Source organism: Kribbella pratensis, assembly GCF_004366075.1.
GTDB classification, from domain to species: Bacteria; Actinomycetota; Actinomycetes; order Propionibacteriales; family Kribbellaceae; genus Kribbella; species Kribbella pratensis.
Genome location: NZ_SODU01000003.1, coordinates 1,182,789 through 1,198,870, shown reverse-complemented (window position 1 = coordinate 1,198,870; position 16,082 = coordinate 1,182,789). Strand labels below are relative to the sequence as shown.

Sequence of the window (16,082 nt, the reverse complement as noted above, 5' to 3'; positions counted from 1 at the left end):
AACGTGTTCCGGATTTTCCTAACTCAGGAGTCACGGCAGATGAGCGCTTCCCCGGAAACTGTCACTACTTCCCGCAGCCCGGCGGCCACCACGAAGGGCCGCCGGCACCCCCTCGGCCTCGGCCAGGTCACGATCACCGGCGGCTTCTGGGCGCCGCGGCAGGCCCGCAACGGCGCGGACGCCATTCCGAGCGGCCAGGACCAGCTCGAGAAGGCCGGAAACCTGCAGAACCTCCGCCTCGCGGCCGGTATCGGCGAGGGCGAGGCGATCGGCCCGGTGTTCGCCGACTCCGACGTCTACAAGTGGCTCGAGGCCGCGGCCTGGGAGTACGGGCGCAACCCCGACGACGACCTGCTGCAGCGCATCCGCGACTTGACGGCGGTCGTCGCCGCCGCTCAACGCGACGACGGGTACCTCGACTCGGTCGTCCAGCTCCGGTACGGCGACGAGGGCCGCTACCAGCAACTCGTCTGGAGCCATGAGCACTACTGCGCCGGACACCTGATCCAGGCCGCGGTCGCCCAGGTCCGCTGTACCGGCGACCGGGCCCTGCTCGACGTCGCGACCAAGCTGGCCGACCATCTGGTCGCGACGTTCGGCGACGGCAAGACGGTCGACATCGACGGCCACCCGGTCATCGAGATGGCGCTCGTCGAGCTTTATCGAGAAACCGGTACGACGGTGTACCTGGACCTGGCGAAATGGTTCGTGGAGGCGCGTGGGCACGGGATCATCGAGCGGCACGGACACGCGCCGGCGTACTTCTCCGACCGGGTCCCGGTCCGCGAGGCGACGACGGTCGAGGGGCACTCGGTTCGCGCGGTCTACCTCGCCGCCGGTGCGGCCGACGTCGCGCTGGAGACCGGCGACTCCGAGCTGCTGGATTCCCTGCAGCGGCAGTTCGAGCACATGTGGTCCACGAAGACGTACGTCACCGGCGGGCTGGGCGCGCGCTGGGAGGGCGAGGCGTTCGGCGACGAGTACGAGCTGCCGCCGGATCGTGCGTACGCGGAAACGTGTGCCGCGATCGGCGGAATCCAGTGGGCCTGGCGGATGCTGCTCGCGACCGGTGAGGCGTCGTACGGCGATGCGATCGAGCGGATGCTGTACAACGGTTTCCTTGCCGGCGTCTCGCTGGCCGGGACCGAGTACTTCTACGTCAACCCGTTGCAGCTGCGCGGGGCGGCGTACCCGGACACCGGTCGGAGTCCGGCGCACGGACGGCGCGGCTGGTTCGACTGCGCGTGCTGTCCGCCGAACATCATGCGCACCCTGTCCAGCCTCGACGGCTACCTCGCGACGACCACCGACGACGCCATCCAGATCCATCAGTACGCCGCCGGCGTCATCAAGTCCGGCGATGTCGAGCTGACTGTCGACACGAACTACCCGTGGGACGGCTCGGTCCGCATCACCAGCGCGACACCGGTGGCGGTGGAGCTGCGCATTCCGGGATGGGCGGATGGTGCCACGGTCAACGGGCAGCCAGTCGAGGCAGGTGGTTACGCGAGGGTCGAGGCCGCCGACATCGACCTGCAGTTGCCGCTCACACCGCGTCTGGTCGGTGCGGATCCGCGGATCGACGCGGTGCGGGGGTGTGTCGCCATCGAACGGGGACCGCTGGTGTACGCCGTCGAGCAGGCGGACAACACCGCGAACGTCGACGACCTCCATCTGTTGCCTGAGGCCCCTGTCGCGCAGAGCTCGGAACTGCTGGGCGGGGTCACAGTCCTGTCGGCACGAGGACGTACCGGCACCGGTCACCGCGAGGGCTGGCCGTTCACCGGCGATGCGGGCGACTCGACCGGTGACGAGGTCGAGGTGACGGCAATCCCGTACTACGCGTGGGCGAACCGGGAGATCGGTGCCATGCGGGTCTGGCTGCCCAGGGCCTGACGATGCTCACCCGGCGGAAATTCCTCGGCGTTGGCGCCGCGGCGACCACGGCAGGTCTGCTCCCGGGCTGTAGCTCGGTCCTGCCCGAACCCGACGTCCAGGCGGCGGGTTTCGGGCAGGACGCCACCGGCACCGTGCAGGTGTGGTGCCGGGCGGCGACGCAGAGCGGTCTGACCGACCTGGTGAAGAAGTTCAATGCGTCCCAGAACCGGCTCACCGTCGAGCTGACACCGGTCCTGGACGCCCAGTACGTGACCAAGCTGGCGACCGCGATCCGCGGCCGGACGGTGCCGGACCTGGTCGACATCGACGACATCAACTCGATGCTGTTCATCTACCGCGACGCGTTCACCGACCTGACCGAACCGCTCGCCGCTCTGGACTTCCGGGACAAACTCAGCCCGGGCCATCTCCGGCTGGCGACCAAGGACGAGCGGGTGTACGGCGTTCCGTACCTCGCGGACAACTCGATGTTCTGGTTCAACACCGAGCTGTGTGACCGGGCCGGCGTCGATCCCGACGAGGCGGTGAAGTCGTTCGGAAACCTGCTCGATGCAGCGCGGAAATTCCGGAAACTCGGCGACGACATCTACGCGTGGAGTTTCCCGGCGAACAGTCCGGGAGCGCTCGGCTTCGTCGTCCAGCCGATGGTGTGGGCTGCGGACACGGACCTGATCCAAGGCACGATCGGCAGCCAGTCCGGGCACATCATCGGAAACGACGTCGTCCGGCAGATGCTCGAGCTGCACCGGCAGTTGTGGGTGGACGGCCTGGTCCCACGGGCGAACTTCTCCGACGACGCGTCCCGGTGGGGGAGCGATTTCCGGGCCGGCAAGATCGGCATCTTCCCGTCCAACTACAGCGTGGTCGTGTCCGCGTCCGACGAGGCGTTCCACCAGAAGGTGGCGCCGCGGTTGCTGTCCGGGCCCGACGGCGGTGCGGCGTTCTTCGACGGCGGCGACAACATGTGTATCCCACGCGGCGCGCGCAATGCGTCGGGCGCGTGGGAGTTCGTCCGGTTCGCGCTGGATCTGCCGCAACAGATCGATCTGCCGGCCGGCGGGTACACGCCGGTGCGGTCCGATGCGCGAACTGAGGAGTTCGCGAAGAAGTATCCGTTGGCGACGCTGCCGCTGGAGCGAATCCAGGAGGGGTACGCGCCGACAACGCTTTCCTACAACCTCCTCTACAACCAGCCGGACGGGCCGTGGCTGCAGATGTTCCGCCGCGCCGTGTTCGACGGCGAGCTGGAGGCCGCCATGAAGGAAGCACAGCAGAACTACGACCGCATCCTGAAACAGGGGCAGGCATGAGTACCAGAGTGCGAGGTGCTCGCCGGCTGGATCCGGAACTGCGCAAGGCAGCTGCGGCGCGGCGGCGCGCCGGTCACGGCTCGCTGACGCATCCATCGCGGACCGGGCTGCTCCTCGTGAGTCCCGCCGTACTGTTCGTCGGGGTCTTCGTCTTGATCCCGCTCGGGTTCGCGCTGGTGATCTCGCTGACCAACTGGCCGTTGATCGGCACGGTGAAGTTCAGCGGGCTGAAGAACTACACCGCGATCGTCTCCGACGCGGCGTTCGCCAAATCCGTCCTGTACACCCTGCTGTACACGGTCATCGTGACCGGGCCGATCCTGGTGCTCGGCTACGCGCTCGCGGTCCTGGTACGCCGGAAACGCCGTGGCTCCACGGTGCTGCGGACGGTCTTCTTCTTGCCGTTCGTCGTCGGACTGTCCACGCTCAGCTTCGTCACCGTCCTGGAGGCACAGCCGGACAGCGGCGTGATCAACATCGTGCTCCGCGAACTCGGTATCACCGACGGTACGACCGCCTGGCTGGTGGACGGGCCGCTCGCCACCGGGCTGATCTGCGTGCTGGTGATCTGGGCGGTCAGTGGGCTGACGATGATGCTGCTGATGGCCGGCATGCAGGCGATCCCACGTGACTTCTACGAGTCGGCCGAGCTGGACGGGGCGGGCTGGTGGAAACAGGAGTGGGAGATCACGATCCCGATCCTGCGGCGGACGATCGCGATGGCGGTGATCATCTCGGTGATCGGCTCGCTGCTCGCGTTCTCGCAGTTCTACATCCTCACCCGCGGCGGTCCGGGCACCGACACCACGACGGTGGTCCAGTACATCTACAACCGGGCGTTCGTCCAGCTGCAGCTCGGCGCCGCGACCGCGCTGTCGATCGTGCTGGTGATCGTGATCGGTCTCGTCACCGCGGCCCAGTTCCGCCTGCTCCGGGAGAAGGAGTGACGATGCGACTCAAGAACACGTTTTACGTGATCGGCGGTGGCGGCGCGTTCCTGGTCTTCGCCGTACCGTTGCTGTGGGCCCTCTTCCGGTCGGTGCAGCCGAACGACGTGATGGTCGCGGCCCCGGACGGGAAAACGTTCTTCGACCTGACCTGGGACAACTTCCGGACGTTGATCGAGGGACCCGGAAACCTGATCCGGGCGGTCGGGAACAGTCTGATCGTCGCGATCAGCACCGCGATACTGACGGCGTTGCTCGCCACGTTCGCCGGGTACGGGTTCGCGCGTTTCCGGTTCCGCAGCGGTCCGGTGCTGTTCGCGCTGGTGGTGGTGTCGATGATGATCCCGTTCCAGGCGATCCTGACGCCGCTGTACCTGGAGATGAACGTCCTGCGGCTGACGGACAGCCTGCTCGGGCTGGTGCTGTTCTACACGACGGTCAACCTGCCGTTCGGGGTGTTCGTGATGCGGAACTCGTTCGCCTCGGTGCCGGTGGAGCTGGAGGACTCGGCGCAGGTCGACGGATGCGGAACGTTCCGGATGCTCGGTTCCGTCCTGCGTCCGCTGATCACACCGGGCGCCGCGACCGTCGCGCTCTATGCGTTCCTGGCGGCCTGGACGGAGTTCCTCGGCGCGCTCACCTTCCTGACCAAGGACGAGCTCTACACGCTGCCGGTCGCGCTCGTGAACGTCCAGGCCGGCGCGTACGGCGAGATCAACTTCGGCTCGCTGGTCGCGGGATCGGTGATCGCGATGATCCCGTGCGTAGTGCTGTACGTGGGCCTGCAGCGGTTCTACGTGAGCGGTCTCGCGTCGGGAGCCGTCAAAGGCTAGACCGGATCAAAGGCTGGGCCGGATCAGAGGCTGGGCCGGATCAGAGGCTGGGCCGGATCAGAGGCTGGGCCGGATCAGAGGCTGGGCCGGATCAGAGGCTGGGACGGATCAGAGGCTGGGCCGGATCTCGTGGTCGGCGTGGGCGGCGGCGTGCGCCTCGCCGACCTCGCGGCACAGTGCCATCAGGTCGTCCTCGTTCCACACCTGCTGCTTGGCCTTCGGGCCTAGCTCGGTGATGTGGTCGCGGGCCCGCAGCAACCGCTGGAACACCCGCTCCCGCTCCGCCGGGTCGTCGGTGTACTCCGGATCGAGGTACGCCGTCGCGTCCCGGCGGATGTGGGCCATCGCGGTCTGCGTTCGCCCGCGGGTGCTGAACAGGGACGCGAGGATCGTGATCACCAGCACGACCAGGATCACGACCAGCGAGAGACCGGTGCTGATCTCGGCCACCTCGACGTGGTCGCCGCCGTTCACGAACGGCAGGTTGTTCTCGTGCAGCGCATGCAGGATCAGCTTGGCGCCGATGAACGCGAGGATCGCAGCGAGCCCGAAGGACAGGTAGATCAGCCGGTCCAGGAGCCCGTCGAGCAGGAAGAACAGTTGCCGCAGCCCGAGCAGGCTGAAGGCGGTCGCGGTGAACACGACGTACACGTTCTGGGTCAGGCCGAAGATCGCCGGGATCGAGTCGAGCGCGAACATCAGGTCGGTGGCGCCGATCGCGACCATCACCAGCAGCATCGGCGTCAGCATCCGGCGCCCGTCGACGGTGGTCGTCAGCCGGTCCCCGTCGTACTCCTCGCTCGTCCGGAACAGCCGGCGGCTCAGCCGGACGACCAGGTTCTGCGCCTGGTGCGACTCCTCGGTTTCCGGCTTGAGCATGTTTCCGGCGGTCAGCAGGAGCGCGATGCCGAACAGGTAGAACACCCAGGAAAACGTGTGCAGCAATGCCGAGCCGATGAAGATGAACCCGGCCCGGGCGATCAGGCTGACCACGATCCCGACCAGCAGGACCTTCTGCTGGTTCTCCCGGGGCACCCGGAAGCCGGTCATGATGATCAGGAACACGAAGAGGTTGTCGACCGACAGCGCTTTCTCCGTGATGTACCCGGCGAAGTACTCCGAGCCCATGTCGCCGCCGCCGAGGACGAGCGTGCCGAGTCCGAACAGCACCGCGATCCCGACGTACAGCGCGGACCAGACGGCGGCCTCGCGCAGGGTCGGGACGTGCGCCGATCGCACATGGAAGAAGTAGTCGAACAGCAGCAGGCCGACGATCGCCAGCAGCGTCAACACCCAGACCAGCGGGGACACGGTCATGGGGCCTCCCGTCCTGGACTGAGGAGTGGAGGGAGCGAAGCGACCGGAGCGACGAGGGAAGGACGGGAGTTACGGCCCCATGACCCGCCGCGCCGGAGGCGTGGCATCAGCACCGTCATGGGGTTACCCAACCATGGCCTGCTCGTGGTCTCAGCAAGTCGGAGGAAATTGCCTAAAAGGCATCTTTGCTCTTTGGGCAAGTTCTGTTACGGTCGAGGCATGGCCGGAGGGTTGCGGGAGCGGAAGAAGCAGGAGACGCGGATCGCGTTGAGCTGGGCGGCGGTCCGGCTCGCCGTCGAGCGCGGGTACGGCAACGTACGGATCGAGGACATCGCCGCCGAGGCCGGTGTCTCGCTGCGGACGTTCCGCAACTACTTCGACAGCAAGGCCGACGCGATCGCCGCGCGCGAGGTGGACCGCAGCCTGCGGATCGCCGAGGAGCTCCGGGCGCGGCCGGCCGACGAGCCGTTGTGGGTCGCGATCCGGGCAGCGATCGAGAAGCACTTCGCCCTCGGCGAGGAAGGCCACGGCGGACGGCGGCCGCCGGACGAGCAGTGGCTCACCGGCATCCGCTTGATGATGAACGAGCCGGCTCTGCAGGGCGCGATCGCGCGCGCGTACGCCCGCGTCGGTGAAGAACTGGCGGCCGCGGTCGCCGACCGGACCGGGACCTCGGGGATGTACCCGCGACTCGTCGCCGAGGTGATCGGCGCGACCCGCGCGGTCGTGATGGCGGAGTGGCTGCGGGCCGATCCGCCGCGCTCGATCGCCGACCTGCTGTCGTCGGCGCTCGACCAGGTCGAAGCCGGCCTGCCCGTCCCCGAATAGCAGCCCTAGAACAGACCCCGGTGAGTCGCCGGGGCGGTCAGTCACGCCCAAGTGGAGGGGAATTATGGACGCAGAAGTTGTCATCGCCGGAGCCGGACCGAACGGCCTCATGCTCGCCAGTGAACTCATGCTGGCCGGAGTCCGGCCGATCGTGCTGGAGAAACTCCCGGAACGCAGCACGGTACCGCGTGCCAACGGCCTGGTCGGCCAGGTCATCAGAATGCTCGACCGGCGCGGACTCTACGAGCGCTTGAGCGGTACGCCGGGTCCGCCGCAGCCGGCTCCTGGATTCGTGTTCGGCGCGATGCCGTTGCCGCTCGACGTACTCGAGGAGAACCCGGTCTATCTGCTGCAGGTTCCTCAGGTGCGCATCGAGGAGGTTCTGCAGGAGCGAGCCCTGGAACTCGGCGTCGAGATCCGGCGTGGTCACGAGCTGACCGGGTTCACACAGGACGCGGACGGCGTCACCGTGTCGCTATCCGGACCGGATGGCGAGTACGAACTGCGGGCCGGCTATCTGGTCGGCGCCGACGGCGGCCACAGCCCGACACGGAAATTCGCCGGAATCGACTTTCCTGGCGTCACCAACGACTCGATGGTGTCCCGGACCGGAAGCGCTGCGGTGCCGCCCGAGTACATCGAGAACGGGCTGCTGAAGGTCCCTGGGTACGGCGTAGTGCCGCCGTTCCTGCACCAGCGGACTGAACGTGGCCTGTTCGTCTGGGCGCCGTTTCCGAATCGGCTGCCCGCGATCAGCACGGGAGAGTGGGACACGCCGCCGGAGGGTGAGGTGACTTTCCAGGAGTTGCAGGAGAGCGCCGATCGGGTGCTCGGCGTTCACCTGCCGTTGGTCGAGCCAACGGGTGAGGGTGTTCGGCAGCTCCGGCGCGTGGTCGGCGGGAACAGCCGGCTGGCGTCGAGTTTCCGTTCCGGACGGGTGTTACTGGTCGGCGACGCCGCGCACGTGCACTCCGCGATCGGCGGTCCGGGGCTGAACCTCGGGTTGCAGGATGCGGTCAACCTCGGGTGGAAACTGGCGGCGGAGGTGCAGGGCTGGGCGCCGCCGGGGCTGCTCGACACGTACGAGTCCGAGCGTCGGCCGGTGGGGGAGCGGGTCGTGATGCACACGCAGGCACAGTCCGCGCTGATCGCACCAGGTGAGCAGGTGACGGCGTTGCGGAAACTGTTCGGCGAGTTTCTGACCGATCCGCGAAACGTGCAGCGAGTTGCGGAACTGATTTCCGGCGCGGACATCAAGTACCACGAGGGTTCGCACCCCCTCGTCGGCCGCTGGGCGCCCGATCTGACGATCGGCTCCAAGCGGCTGGCCGAGCTGATGAGGTCGGCTCGCCCGCTCCTCGTCGACCTCACCCCCGATGCCTCGTTCGCCGACCTCGTGGCGGATCCGATCGAGGTGGTCACCGGTCGGGGCGAGGCTCCGATCGCCGTGCTGATCAGGCCGGACGGCTACGTCGCCTGGGCCGCCGAGCAGGACGGCGTCGCGGAACGTGAAGGGCTGCGTGACGCGGTGGCGCAGTGGTTTCAGCCGCGCCCCTTGACCAGCGCGACCAGGTAACGGCACACCGCCGTACCCGGATTGTGGAAGGTCGTCGGCAGAGGTGGGCCGAGTTGCAGGCAGTCGCCGGCATGTAGTTCGTGAACCTGTGATCCTTCGTGAAAGCGCAGCCGTCCGTCGAGGATCCACAACTGCTGGTACTTGAAGATGTAGGCGTCGGCCGGGTACGAGACCGACGCCCCGGGAGGCAGTTCCACCTCCACCAGTTCCAATGGCCCATCGGTCACCGGGGACACCGCGCGTCGGCGGTACCCGGTGACCGGGTCGGTCCAGACCGGCTGGTCGTGTGCTCGACGGAGCAGCTCACCGGTGTTCTCCGCGCGGGCGACGAGCTCGGACAATGTCATGCCGAGCGCACCGGACAGCTTCCCCAGCAGTACGGCGGTGGGCTGCGCCTCGCCCCGCTCGATCTTCCCGATCATCGCGCGCGAAACCCCCGACCGCTCGGCGAGCGCGTTCACGGACAGGTCCTGCGCGACCCGCGCCTGCTGCACGGTCGCGGCCAAGGACCGAGACAGTTCATCCATCACGCTTGCCACTATAGCGGCAGTTGTGGCTACTATCGTGTCATGGTTCAGGTCAGAGACGCCTCGGCTGCCGACGCCGAGGCCTGCGCGGCGATCTACGCGCCCTACGTCACCGGTACGTCGATCACGTTCGAGCTCGATCCGCCGACGGTCGAGGAGATGGCCGAGCGGATTGCCAAGGCCCAGTCCACCCACGCGTGGCTGGTTCTCGAAGACGACGGCCAGGTCGTCGGATATGCGTACGGCGGCCCGATGAAGCCGCGCCCGGCGTACCGCTGGTCCTGTGAGGTCAGCGTTTATGTTGCCCCCAGCCACCACCGCACCGGCGCCGGCCGAACGCTCTACAACGCCCTGTTCGAGCGCCTGTCAGAACGCGGTTTCCGCACCGCCGTCGCCGGTGTCACGCTGCCCAACCCGGCCAGCGAGGCCCTGCACAAGTCCCTCGGCTTCGACCCGATCGGCACCTATCGCGAAATCGGCTGGAAACTCGACGCCTGGCATGACGTCGCCTGGTCCCAGCGCCCCCTCGCCAAACTCCCCGATCCCCCCGAAGAACCCCGCTAGCCCTTCGGGTCGGTCATGGGTGGGCAGGTCCCGCCCGGAGTGGTGACCAGCTCGAAGTGCCAGATCTCGTTGGAGAGGGTTTGGCAGAGGCCGTAGCGGTTGCCGTGGCGGATCAGCCAGTAGTCGGCGTCGGTGGGGCCGATGTCGACGGCGTGGCCGGTGACGTGGTGCGATTCGTCCGGGTCGGCGACGTACTCCTTGGCCTTCTTCTTGCTGCCGTACTTGCGGATCGCCTTCTCCATCAGCTCTTCCTGGTACTTCTTGCTGCGCCAGCCCGTCGTGACCTGCATCCTGATGCCGTCCGCCTTCATCGCGGTCTCGGCCTCCTGGACGGCCTCACGGAGGGCGGGATCGAGCTTGGTGACCCCGGGCAGGCTGGTGTCGTACGCCGAGGTGTGGTCGGGCAGGACGCCGTCCGCCGCGCCGGGCGGTCCGCTCTTGGTCGAGCCGGACTTCGACGGCCGGCCGGAGGTCGACCCGGTGCTCGACCCCGTGCTCGACCCCGTGTTCGACCCGGTACTCGACGGTGACGAATCGTCCTGCGCGGAAACCGCTGTACACGAGGTCAGCGCGAGACTGATGACGGCGGCAACGATCGCCAGACGGCCGGATCCGGCGAGCCGACGATCGCGCCTCAGGTGATTGGTCAGCATGCCGACAGTTCATCCAAGGCGATGTTGCGGCAGCGTCTGCGATTTCCGATATGTTTTCGATATCGGTCCCGGAACCTGACCCCGCAGGCAGTTGGCCCACCCGGCGGGCGAGGATGGTGCGGTGAGTGACGACCGCCGATCAGGCGACCAGCAGGTGACGGTACGACGTGCCGTCGAGGAGGACGACACGGCGCTGCTCGCGATCGAGCGGAGTGCGTGGGACGCGTCGTCGGGATTCCCGTCCTACCAGGACACGCTGCAGGACACGTTCTTCAGCCGGAGCGGGCCGGAGGCGCATCTGGTCGCGGAGCACGAGGGCGCCGTGGTCGGGTACTTGCGCCTGCAGGACAAGTACCCGTTCCCCGAGGGTTCCGGCGTACTGTCGATCAACGGCCTCGCGGTCGCCCACGAGGCGCGCCGCCTGGGCGTCGCGTCCGCCCTCCTGGACGCCGCCACCGCCGAGGGGCGCCGCCGCGGCGCGCGCAAGATCAGCCTGCACGTCCACAGCACCAACACCGCCGCCCGCCGCCTGTACGAACGCCACGGCTACGTCCTGGAAGGCACCCACCCCAACGAATTCCTCATCGAGGGCACCTACATAGCCGCCCTCGACATGGCCAAGACCTTGTAGGGGTCTTACGGGGTGAGGCCGTGGTCGCGGAGCCAGGGTTCGGGGTCGATGGGGTCGCCGCCGTGGGGGAGGACCTCGAAGTGGACGTGGGGGCCGGTGGTGTTGCCGGTCATGCCGATGCGGCCGACCATCGTGCCTGCCTCGACCGAGTCGCCGACGGAGACGTCGAACTCGGACATGTGGCTGTACGACGTGACGGTGCCGTCGGCGTGCCGCACTTTCACCTGACGGCCGTACGCGCCTTCGAAGTCGGCCTGGATGACCTCACCGGCCATCACCGAGCGGACCGGCGTACCCATCGGGGCCGCGAAGTCGAGACCGGTGTGGTTGTGGGCCCAGCGGCCGCCGGCCTGGTTGAAGCGGGCGGTCAGGTGGTAGCCGGTGGTCGGCAGCACGATCTTCGGGGTCGCGGCCGCCTTGATCGCCGCTGCCTTGGCGAGGGCTTCCTTCTTCGCGGCGGCGAGGGCCTTGGCGTTCGCCTCGGCCTTCTTCGCGGCGGCTGCCTTCGCGGCTGCCAGCGCAAGCGCCCGGCGCTGCGTCAGTGCCGCGTGCGCGGCCAGGCGTGCGGCCCGCTGCTTCGCGGCGGTCTCGGCCGCCGCCTTCCGGGTCGACGCGAGCGACAGGTCGATCCGGGACGCGTCCCGGGACCCGAGGTCGCGCCGGTCGACCCGGGCGGCAGTCAGAGCGTCGGCCTGTGAGGGGCTCAGGCCGGTGCTTCCGGATGCGGTGGCCGGACCGGTCGCGGACGAGCTGAGCCCGACGGTCGTGGTCCCGGCCGCGGCGGCCAAGGCGGCGGTCAGGCCGATCAGCTGGGTACGGCGGGTCGCGTTGCGGCGGGAGGAGCGGTGCTTTGCCACCCGGCGCGGAGCAGCCGGGCGGCTGGACGCCTGCCGCTCTGTTTGCGGCGCGTCTTGGTGAGTGGGCACGAGAAGCCTTCCAGGGAGGGGTATTCGCCGTTGAGGGGTACGGCGACTGAATGACCATAACGAGGAGGTCACGGCGCCTCAAACACGGATTGCGGAGCGCTCAACAAAATCGAACACGCTCGGTGAGGGCATCCTGCCGTCCGGTGCATGCTCAGGCGTGAACCGGCTGGGCAAGAAAGTCGCCGCGCCTGTGACGCGAATCACCTGGCGATCGGCGTCGAGCAGGCCCTCTGGACCGGTATAAGCCGTCCATATATTGAGAGCTTTGTCGATCGACTTACTAATCTTTCAACCGCGTCCCATACTGAAATGACACGACCGACGAGAGGAGACGGGAATGACGCGCAAGCCGCCGTACTACCGCCTCCACATCGATCTCCTCCGGGTCTCCAGCGCCCTCTGTCTGCGCTGACCTGAGTCTCCTCACGTCCTGTCAAGGCGTCCGGTTCAGGACGCCTGCTGCCCGCTGCCGCCCTCCGCCGTCGCAGGGCCCGCGAAGCCTGCCCACCGCCAGGGAGTGTCATCGTGTCCACCACTTCAGTCACGTCTGCGTCCGGTACGACCGGACCGCCGGCGACCGCAGTACCGCTCGAAGCCGATCTGACCGTCGTCGCCCGGCGACATCCGTGGCGCTGGGTCGGCGTCGGGGTCGTCCTCGTCCTGCTCGCGATGTTCGTGCACGGACTGGCCACGAATCCGGGCTGGGACTGGCCGACGTTCTTCCAGTTCTTCGCCACCAGGACCGTCTTCTCGGCGCTCTGGGTGACCGTGCAGCTGACGGTGTACGGCACGGTGCTCGGGTTCGTGCTCGGCGCCGTCCTCGCGTCGATGCGGCTGTCCGGCAGCCCGTTCCTGCAAGTAGTTGCCTGGGGCTACATCTGGGCGTTCCGCTCGATCCCGTTGATCGTGCAGCTGCTGTTCTGGTTCAACATCGCCTACCTCTACCAGGAGCTCAGCCTGGGCATCCCGTTCGGCCCGGAGTTCGTGCACTTCAGTACGAACAACCTGTTCGGTCCGCTCGGCGCCGCCGTACTGGGGCTGGCTCTGCATCAGGCGGCGTACGCCGCGGAAATCATCCGGGGTGGAATCATTTCCGTCGACGCCGGCCAGACCGAAGCCGCCGCCGCACTGGGGATTCCGAAACGGCGGCAGTTCTTCCGGATCGTGCTGCCGCAGGCGATGCGCTCGATCCTGCCGAACGGCGCGAACGAGGTGATCAGCCTGTTCAAGGGCACCTCGATCGTCTCGGTGATGGCGATCCCGGAGCTCTTCTACCAGGTGCAGGTGATCTACGGCCGGAACAGCCGCGTCGTACCGCTGCTGATGGTCGCCACGGTCTGGTACATCGTCCTGACCACACTGCTGTCGATCGTGCAGTACTACGTGGAACGCCGCTTCGCGCGAGGTACGACGCGATGATCGACGTGAAGGGTGTGCACAAGAACTTCGGCGACCTCGAAGTACTGAAGGGGATCGACCTTGAGGTCCAGGCCGGCGCCGTCACCGTGATCCTCGGCCCGTCCGGATCGGGGAAGTCGACGCTGCTGCGGTCGATCAACCATCTGGAGAAGGTGGATCGCGGGCTGATCCGGATCGACGGCGAGCTGATCGGGTACCGACGCCGCGGCGACAAGCTGCACGAGCTGCGGGAGCGCGACATCCTGCGGCAGCGGTCGCAGGTCGGGTTCGTGTTCCAGAACTTCAACCTTTTCGGGCATCTCACTGCGCTGCAGAACGTCGTCGAGGCGCCGGTGTCCGCGCAGCGCCGCAAGCGCAGCGAGGTCGAGCCGTTCGCGCGCGAGCTGCTGGAGCGCGTCGGCGTCGGTGAGAAGGCCGACGCCTACCCGCGGCAGCTGTCGGGCGGTCAGCAGCAACGTGTCGCGATCGCTCGCGCGCTGGCGCTGAAACCGAAGGTCCTGCTGTTCGACGAGCCGACCAGCGCGCTGGACCCGGAGCTCGTCGGCGAGGTCCTCGACGTGATCAAGGAGCTCGCGCGCGATGGCTCCACGATGGTCGTCGTCACCCACGAGATCGGCTTCGCCCGGGAGATCGCGGACACGGTGGTCTTCATCGATGGCGGCCGGATCGTCGAATCGGGTCCACCGCGCGAAGTGCTCGACAACCCCGTCCACGAGCGCACCCGTGCGTTCATCTCGAAGGTGCTGTGATGAAACGACTTCTTGTCCTCTCCCTTGCGCTGCTCACGCTGGCCGGCTGTGGCGCTGATGCCACAGCTGCCTCGGATACCGGGGTCAACACCTCCGCCGAGCAGAACCGGGTGACCACCACTCGCAACGACGCCGCTGCCGCGTTACTGCCGGCCAAGGTCCGCGACCGCGGCACGTTGGTCGTCGGCGCCGGCTTCGGCAGCGGCAGCGTGCCGCTCGGCTTCTACGCCGACGACAACAAGACGCCGATCGGGCTGGAGGTGGACATCGCCTACCTGGTCGCCCAGGCGCTCGGGCTGCAGCCGAAGATCGAGGTGACCAGCTGGGAGAACCTCTTCGTCGGCCTCGACTCGGCCAAGTACGACGTGGGCTTCTCGAACATCACCGTGACGGAGAAGCGCAAGCAGAAGTACGACTTCGCGACGTACCGCAAGGACGACATCGCGTTCGAGGCGAAGAAGGGCGGGACCTGGCGAGTCACCGGTGCGAAGGACATCGCCGGGAAAACGATTGCGGTCGGCTCGGGGACGAACCAGGAGAAGATCCTGGTCGACTGGAACGAGGCGAACGTCAAAGCCGGGTTGCCGGCGGCAACGATCAAGTATTTCCAGAAGAACACCGACACGTATCTGGCGCTGAGCTCCGGCCGGATCGACGGATACCTCGGGCCGAACCCGTCGATCGCCTACCACGTGAAGACGTCCGGCGAGACAGAGACGATCGGCAAATTTTCCGGCGCCGGGCCGACGCTGCAGGGCCTGATCGCGGCCACCACCAAGAAGGACAGCGGCCTGGTGAAGGCCTACCAGACGGCGATCGACGGCGTGATCGCGGACGGCAGCTACGCGAAGGTCCTGGACCGCTGGAACGTGTCGACCGAGGCGGTCGCCAAGTCCGAGATCAACCCGCCCGGCCTTCCCCTGACGAGCTGAGGACAACAGATGAGAAAACGTTGGAGCTTGGTGCTCGGGGTAGTTCTGCTGGCGGCGGCCGCGTGTGCCGATCCGCAGGCGGAGTCCGCCAAGAGCAGTGATCCCTCGGTGGTTTCGTTCGACACCTCGGCGAACCAGCAGCACATCACCTCGGCGAAGGTGGACAGCATCGCGGCCGAGTTGCCGGCCTCGGTGCGGGAGTCCGGGAAACTGGTGGTCGGGAACGGCTCGGCCGGTGGCGGACTGCCGCCGCTCGGGTTCACGGCCGACGACAACAAGACCCCGATCGGGGTCGAGATCGACGTCGCCCACCTGGTCGCGAGCGTCCTCGGGCTGCAGGCCCAGATCGACACGACGAGCTGGGAGAACCTGTTCCTCGGGCTGGACTCCGGGAAATACCAGGTCGGAATCTCGAACATCGGAGTTTCCGAACTGCGCAAGGAGAAGTACGACTTCGCGACGTACCGGCTCGGGCTGCACGCGTTCGAGGCGAAGGTCGGCTCGGGGCTGAAGATCACCGGCCCGGCGGACATCTCCGGAAAGAACGTCGCGGTCGGTTCCGGAACGCTTCAGGAAGCGATCCTGGTCGACTGGAACAAGCAGAACGTCGCGGCCGGCCGGAAACCCGCGAACCTCAAGTACTACCAGCAGGCCGCGGACACCTACCTCGCGCTGCAGTCCGGCCGGATCGACCTGTACCTCGGCCCGAACCCGAACGCGTCGTACCACGTCGCGACCCAGCACAAGACCGAGATCGTCGGCACCGTCTCGTCCAGTTATCCCGTGCAGGGTCTGGTCGGAATCACGACGAAGAAGGACAACGGGCTCGTCAAGCCGCTCGCGGACGCGCTGAACGCGGCGATCGCGGACGGCAGTTACGCGAAGGTGCTGGCCAAGTGGGGCCTGCAGGCCGAGGCCGTCCCGAAGTCCTTGATCAACCCGCCCGGTCTGCCGAAGAAATAGGAGAACTC

The 16,082-nt window shown here is 67.4% G+C and carries 17 protein-coding genes; 13 read left to right on the top strand and 4 right to left on the bottom strand.

Annotated elements, in window-relative coordinates; all coding sequences use genetic code 11:
• The first annotated feature begins 39 nt into the window (after nt 1–39).
• The 4 genes from EV137_RS30045 to EV137_RS30030 are packed head-to-tail and all read left to right on the top strand — an operon-like array spanning nt 40 to nt 4,989.
• Nucleotides 40–1,896 carry a glycoside hydrolase family 127 protein gene (locus EV137_RS30045; protein ID WP_134131606.1) on the top strand — a complete coding sequence of 619 codons (1,857 nt, stop codon included), beginning with the start codon at nt 40–42 and terminating at the stop codon, nt 1,894–1,896.
• Complete coding sequence (locus EV137_RS30040) at nt 1,845–3,209, top strand: extracellular solute-binding protein (protein ID WP_202871195.1); 1,365 nt, start codon at nt 1,845–1,847, stop codon at nt 3,207–3,209. Before EV137_RS30045 ends, EV137_RS30040 begins: the two co-directional genes overlap by 52 nt.
• Nucleotides 3,206–4,156, top strand: a complete 951-nt coding sequence (locus tag EV137_RS30035) for a carbohydrate ABC transporter permease (protein WP_134008317.1) — start codon at nt 3,206–3,208, stop codon at nt 4,154–4,156. Before EV137_RS30040 ends, EV137_RS30035 begins: the two co-directional genes overlap by 4 nt.
• A gap of 2 nt (nt 4,157–4,158) precedes the next feature.
• A complete protein-coding gene (locus EV137_RS30030) occupies nt 4,159–4,989 on the top strand; it encodes a carbohydrate ABC transporter permease (RefSeq protein WP_134131605.1) in 831 nt (276 codons plus the stop codon).
• A 108-nt stretch (nt 4,990–5,097) separates the two neighbouring features.
• Here the strand turns inward: EV137_RS30030 and EV137_RS30025 are convergent, their stop codons facing one another.
• Nucleotides 5,098–6,306 carry a TerC/Alx family metal homeostasis membrane protein gene (locus EV137_RS30025; protein ID WP_134131604.1) on the bottom strand — a complete coding sequence of 403 codons (1,209 nt, stop codon included), beginning with the start codon at nt 6,304–6,306 and terminating at the stop codon, nt 5,098–5,100.
• Nucleotides 6,307–6,525: 219 nt separating this feature from the next.
• On the opposite strand from EV137_RS30025, the gene EV137_RS30020 reads away from it, so the two are divergent.
• Together EV137_RS30020 and EV137_RS30015 are read left to right on the top strand one after the other, a co-directional pair.
• On the top strand, nt 6,526–7,134 hold the full coding sequence (locus EV137_RS30020) for an acyl-CoA-like ligand-binding transcription factor (RefSeq protein ID WP_134008326.1): 609 nt from the start codon (nt 6,526–6,528) through the stop codon (nt 7,132–7,134).
• Nucleotides 7,135–7,198: 64 nt separating this feature from the next.
• On the top strand, nt 7,199–8,710 hold the full coding sequence (locus EV137_RS30015; protein ID WP_134131603.1) for an FAD-dependent monooxygenase: 1,512 nt from the start codon (nt 7,199–7,201) through the stop codon (nt 8,708–8,710).
• Here EV137_RS30015 and EV137_RS30010 read toward each other — a convergent pair.
• The gene (locus EV137_RS30010; RefSeq protein WP_166680044.1) at nt 8,677–9,237 is read right to left on the bottom strand and encodes a helix-turn-helix domain-containing protein; all 561 of its coding nucleotides are present in this window, start codon (nt 9,235–9,237) and stop codon (nt 8,677–8,679) included. The two genes, EV137_RS30015 and EV137_RS30010, sit on opposite strands and share 34 nt — an antisense overlap.
• 42 nt (nt 9,238–9,279) lie before the next feature.
• Here EV137_RS30010 and EV137_RS30005 point away from each other — a divergent pair, with 42 nt between their 5' ends.
• Nucleotides 9,280–9,801 carry an arsinothricin resistance N-acetyltransferase ArsN1 family B gene (locus EV137_RS30005; RefSeq protein ID WP_134008348.1) on the top strand — a complete coding sequence of 174 codons (522 nt, stop codon included), beginning with the start codon at nt 9,280–9,282 and terminating at the stop codon, nt 9,799–9,801.
• Here EV137_RS30005 and EV137_RS30000 read toward each other — a convergent pair.
• Entirely contained in the window at nt 9,798–10,454 is a 657-nt protein-coding gene (locus tag EV137_RS30000) for a M15 family metallopeptidase (protein ID WP_134131602.1), read from the bottom strand. The two genes, EV137_RS30005 and EV137_RS30000, sit on opposite strands and share 4 nt — an antisense overlap.
• Before the next feature lie 121 nt (nt 10,455–10,575).
• Here EV137_RS30000 and EV137_RS29995 point away from each other — a divergent pair, with 121 nt between their 5' ends.
• Complete coding sequence (locus EV137_RS29995) at nt 10,576–11,085, top strand: GNAT family N-acetyltransferase (protein WP_134008354.1); 510 nt, start codon at nt 10,576–10,578, stop codon at nt 11,083–11,085.
• 5 nt (nt 11,086–11,090) lie between these two features.
• Here EV137_RS29995 and EV137_RS29990 read toward each other — a convergent pair whose 3' ends face one another.
• Complete coding sequence (locus tag EV137_RS29990) at nt 11,091–11,942, bottom strand: M23 family metallopeptidase (protein ID WP_134131977.1); 852 nt, start codon at nt 11,940–11,942, stop codon at nt 11,091–11,093.
• 406 nt (nt 11,943–12,348) lie between these two features.
• On the opposite strand from EV137_RS29990, the gene EV137_RS42080 reads away from it, so the two are divergent.
• The 5 genes from EV137_RS42080 (at nt 12,349) to EV137_RS29970 (ending at nt 16,074) form a co-directional block, all read left to right on the top strand.
• On the top strand, nt 12,349–12,423 hold the full coding sequence (locus EV137_RS42080) for a putative leader peptide (protein WP_355483003.1): 75 nt from the start codon (nt 12,349–12,351) through the stop codon (nt 12,421–12,423).
• Nucleotides 12,424–12,536: 113 nt separating this feature from the next.
• The gene (locus EV137_RS29985; protein ID WP_131335244.1) at nt 12,537–13,430 is read left to right on the top strand and encodes an amino acid ABC transporter permease; all 894 of its coding nucleotides are present in this window, start codon (nt 12,537–12,539) and stop codon (nt 13,428–13,430) included.
• Nucleotides 13,427–14,179 carry an amino acid ABC transporter ATP-binding protein gene (locus EV137_RS29980; RefSeq protein ID WP_134008360.1) on the top strand — a complete coding sequence of 251 codons (753 nt, stop codon included), beginning with the start codon at nt 13,427–13,429 and terminating at the stop codon, nt 14,177–14,179. The genes EV137_RS29985 and EV137_RS29980 overlap by 4 nt, the downstream gene beginning before the upstream one ends.
• Nucleotides 14,179–15,111 (top strand): ABC transporter substrate-binding protein, encoded by a 933-nt coding sequence (locus EV137_RS29975; RefSeq protein ID WP_134008363.1) that lies wholly within the window; start codon nt 14,179–14,181, stop codon nt 15,109–15,111. The genes EV137_RS29980 and EV137_RS29975 overlap by 1 nt, the downstream gene beginning before the upstream one ends.
• A gap of 9 nt (nt 15,112–15,120) precedes the next feature.
• On the top strand, nt 15,121–16,074 hold the full coding sequence (locus EV137_RS29970; RefSeq protein WP_134008366.1) for an ABC transporter substrate-binding protein: 954 nt from the start codon (nt 15,121–15,123) through the stop codon (nt 16,072–16,074).
• Nucleotides 16,075–16,082 lie beyond the last annotated feature (8 nt).

Coding starts and splice junctions, on each gene's coding strand:
- EV137_RS29980 (WP_134008360.1), top strand. CDS start 13,427: ATGATCGACGTGAAGGGTGTGCACAAGAACTTCGGCGACCTCGAAGTA.
- EV137_RS30010 (WP_166680044.1), bottom strand. CDS start 9,237: ATGGATGAACTGTCTCGGTCCTTGGCCGCGACCGTGCAGCAGGCGCGG.
- EV137_RS30035 (WP_134008317.1), top strand. CDS start 3,206: ATGAGTACCAGAGTGCGAGGTGCTCGCCGGCTGGATCCGGAACTGCGC.
- EV137_RS30015 (WP_134131603.1), top strand. CDS start 7,199: ATGGACGCAGAAGTTGTCATCGCCGGAGCCGGACCGAACGGCCTCATG.
- EV137_RS30045 (WP_134131606.1), top strand. CDS start 40: ATGAGCGCTTCCCCGGAAACTGTCACTACTTCCCGCAGCCCGGCGGCC.
- EV137_RS30000 (WP_134131602.1), bottom strand. CDS start 10,454: ATGCTGACCAATCACCTGAGGCGCGATCGTCGGCTCGCCGGATCCGGC.
- EV137_RS29970 (WP_134008366.1), top strand. CDS start 15,121: ATGAGAAAACGTTGGAGCTTGGTGCTCGGGGTAGTTCTGCTGGCGGCG.
- EV137_RS30005 (WP_134008348.1), top strand. CDS start 9,280: ATGGTTCAGGTCAGAGACGCCTCGGCTGCCGACGCCGAGGCCTGCGCG.
- EV137_RS29975 (WP_134008363.1), top strand. CDS start 14,179: ATGAAACGACTTCTTGTCCTCTCCCTTGCGCTGCTCACGCTGGCCGGC.
- EV137_RS30025 (WP_134131604.1), bottom strand. CDS start 6,306: ATGACCGTGTCCCCGCTGGTCTGGGTGTTGACGCTGCTGGCGATCGTC.
- EV137_RS30020 (WP_134008326.1), top strand. CDS start 6,526: ATGGCCGGAGGGTTGCGGGAGCGGAAGAAGCAGGAGACGCGGATCGCG.
- EV137_RS30030 (WP_134131605.1), top strand. CDS start 4,159: ATGCGACTCAAGAACACGTTTTACGTGATCGGCGGTGGCGGCGCGTTC.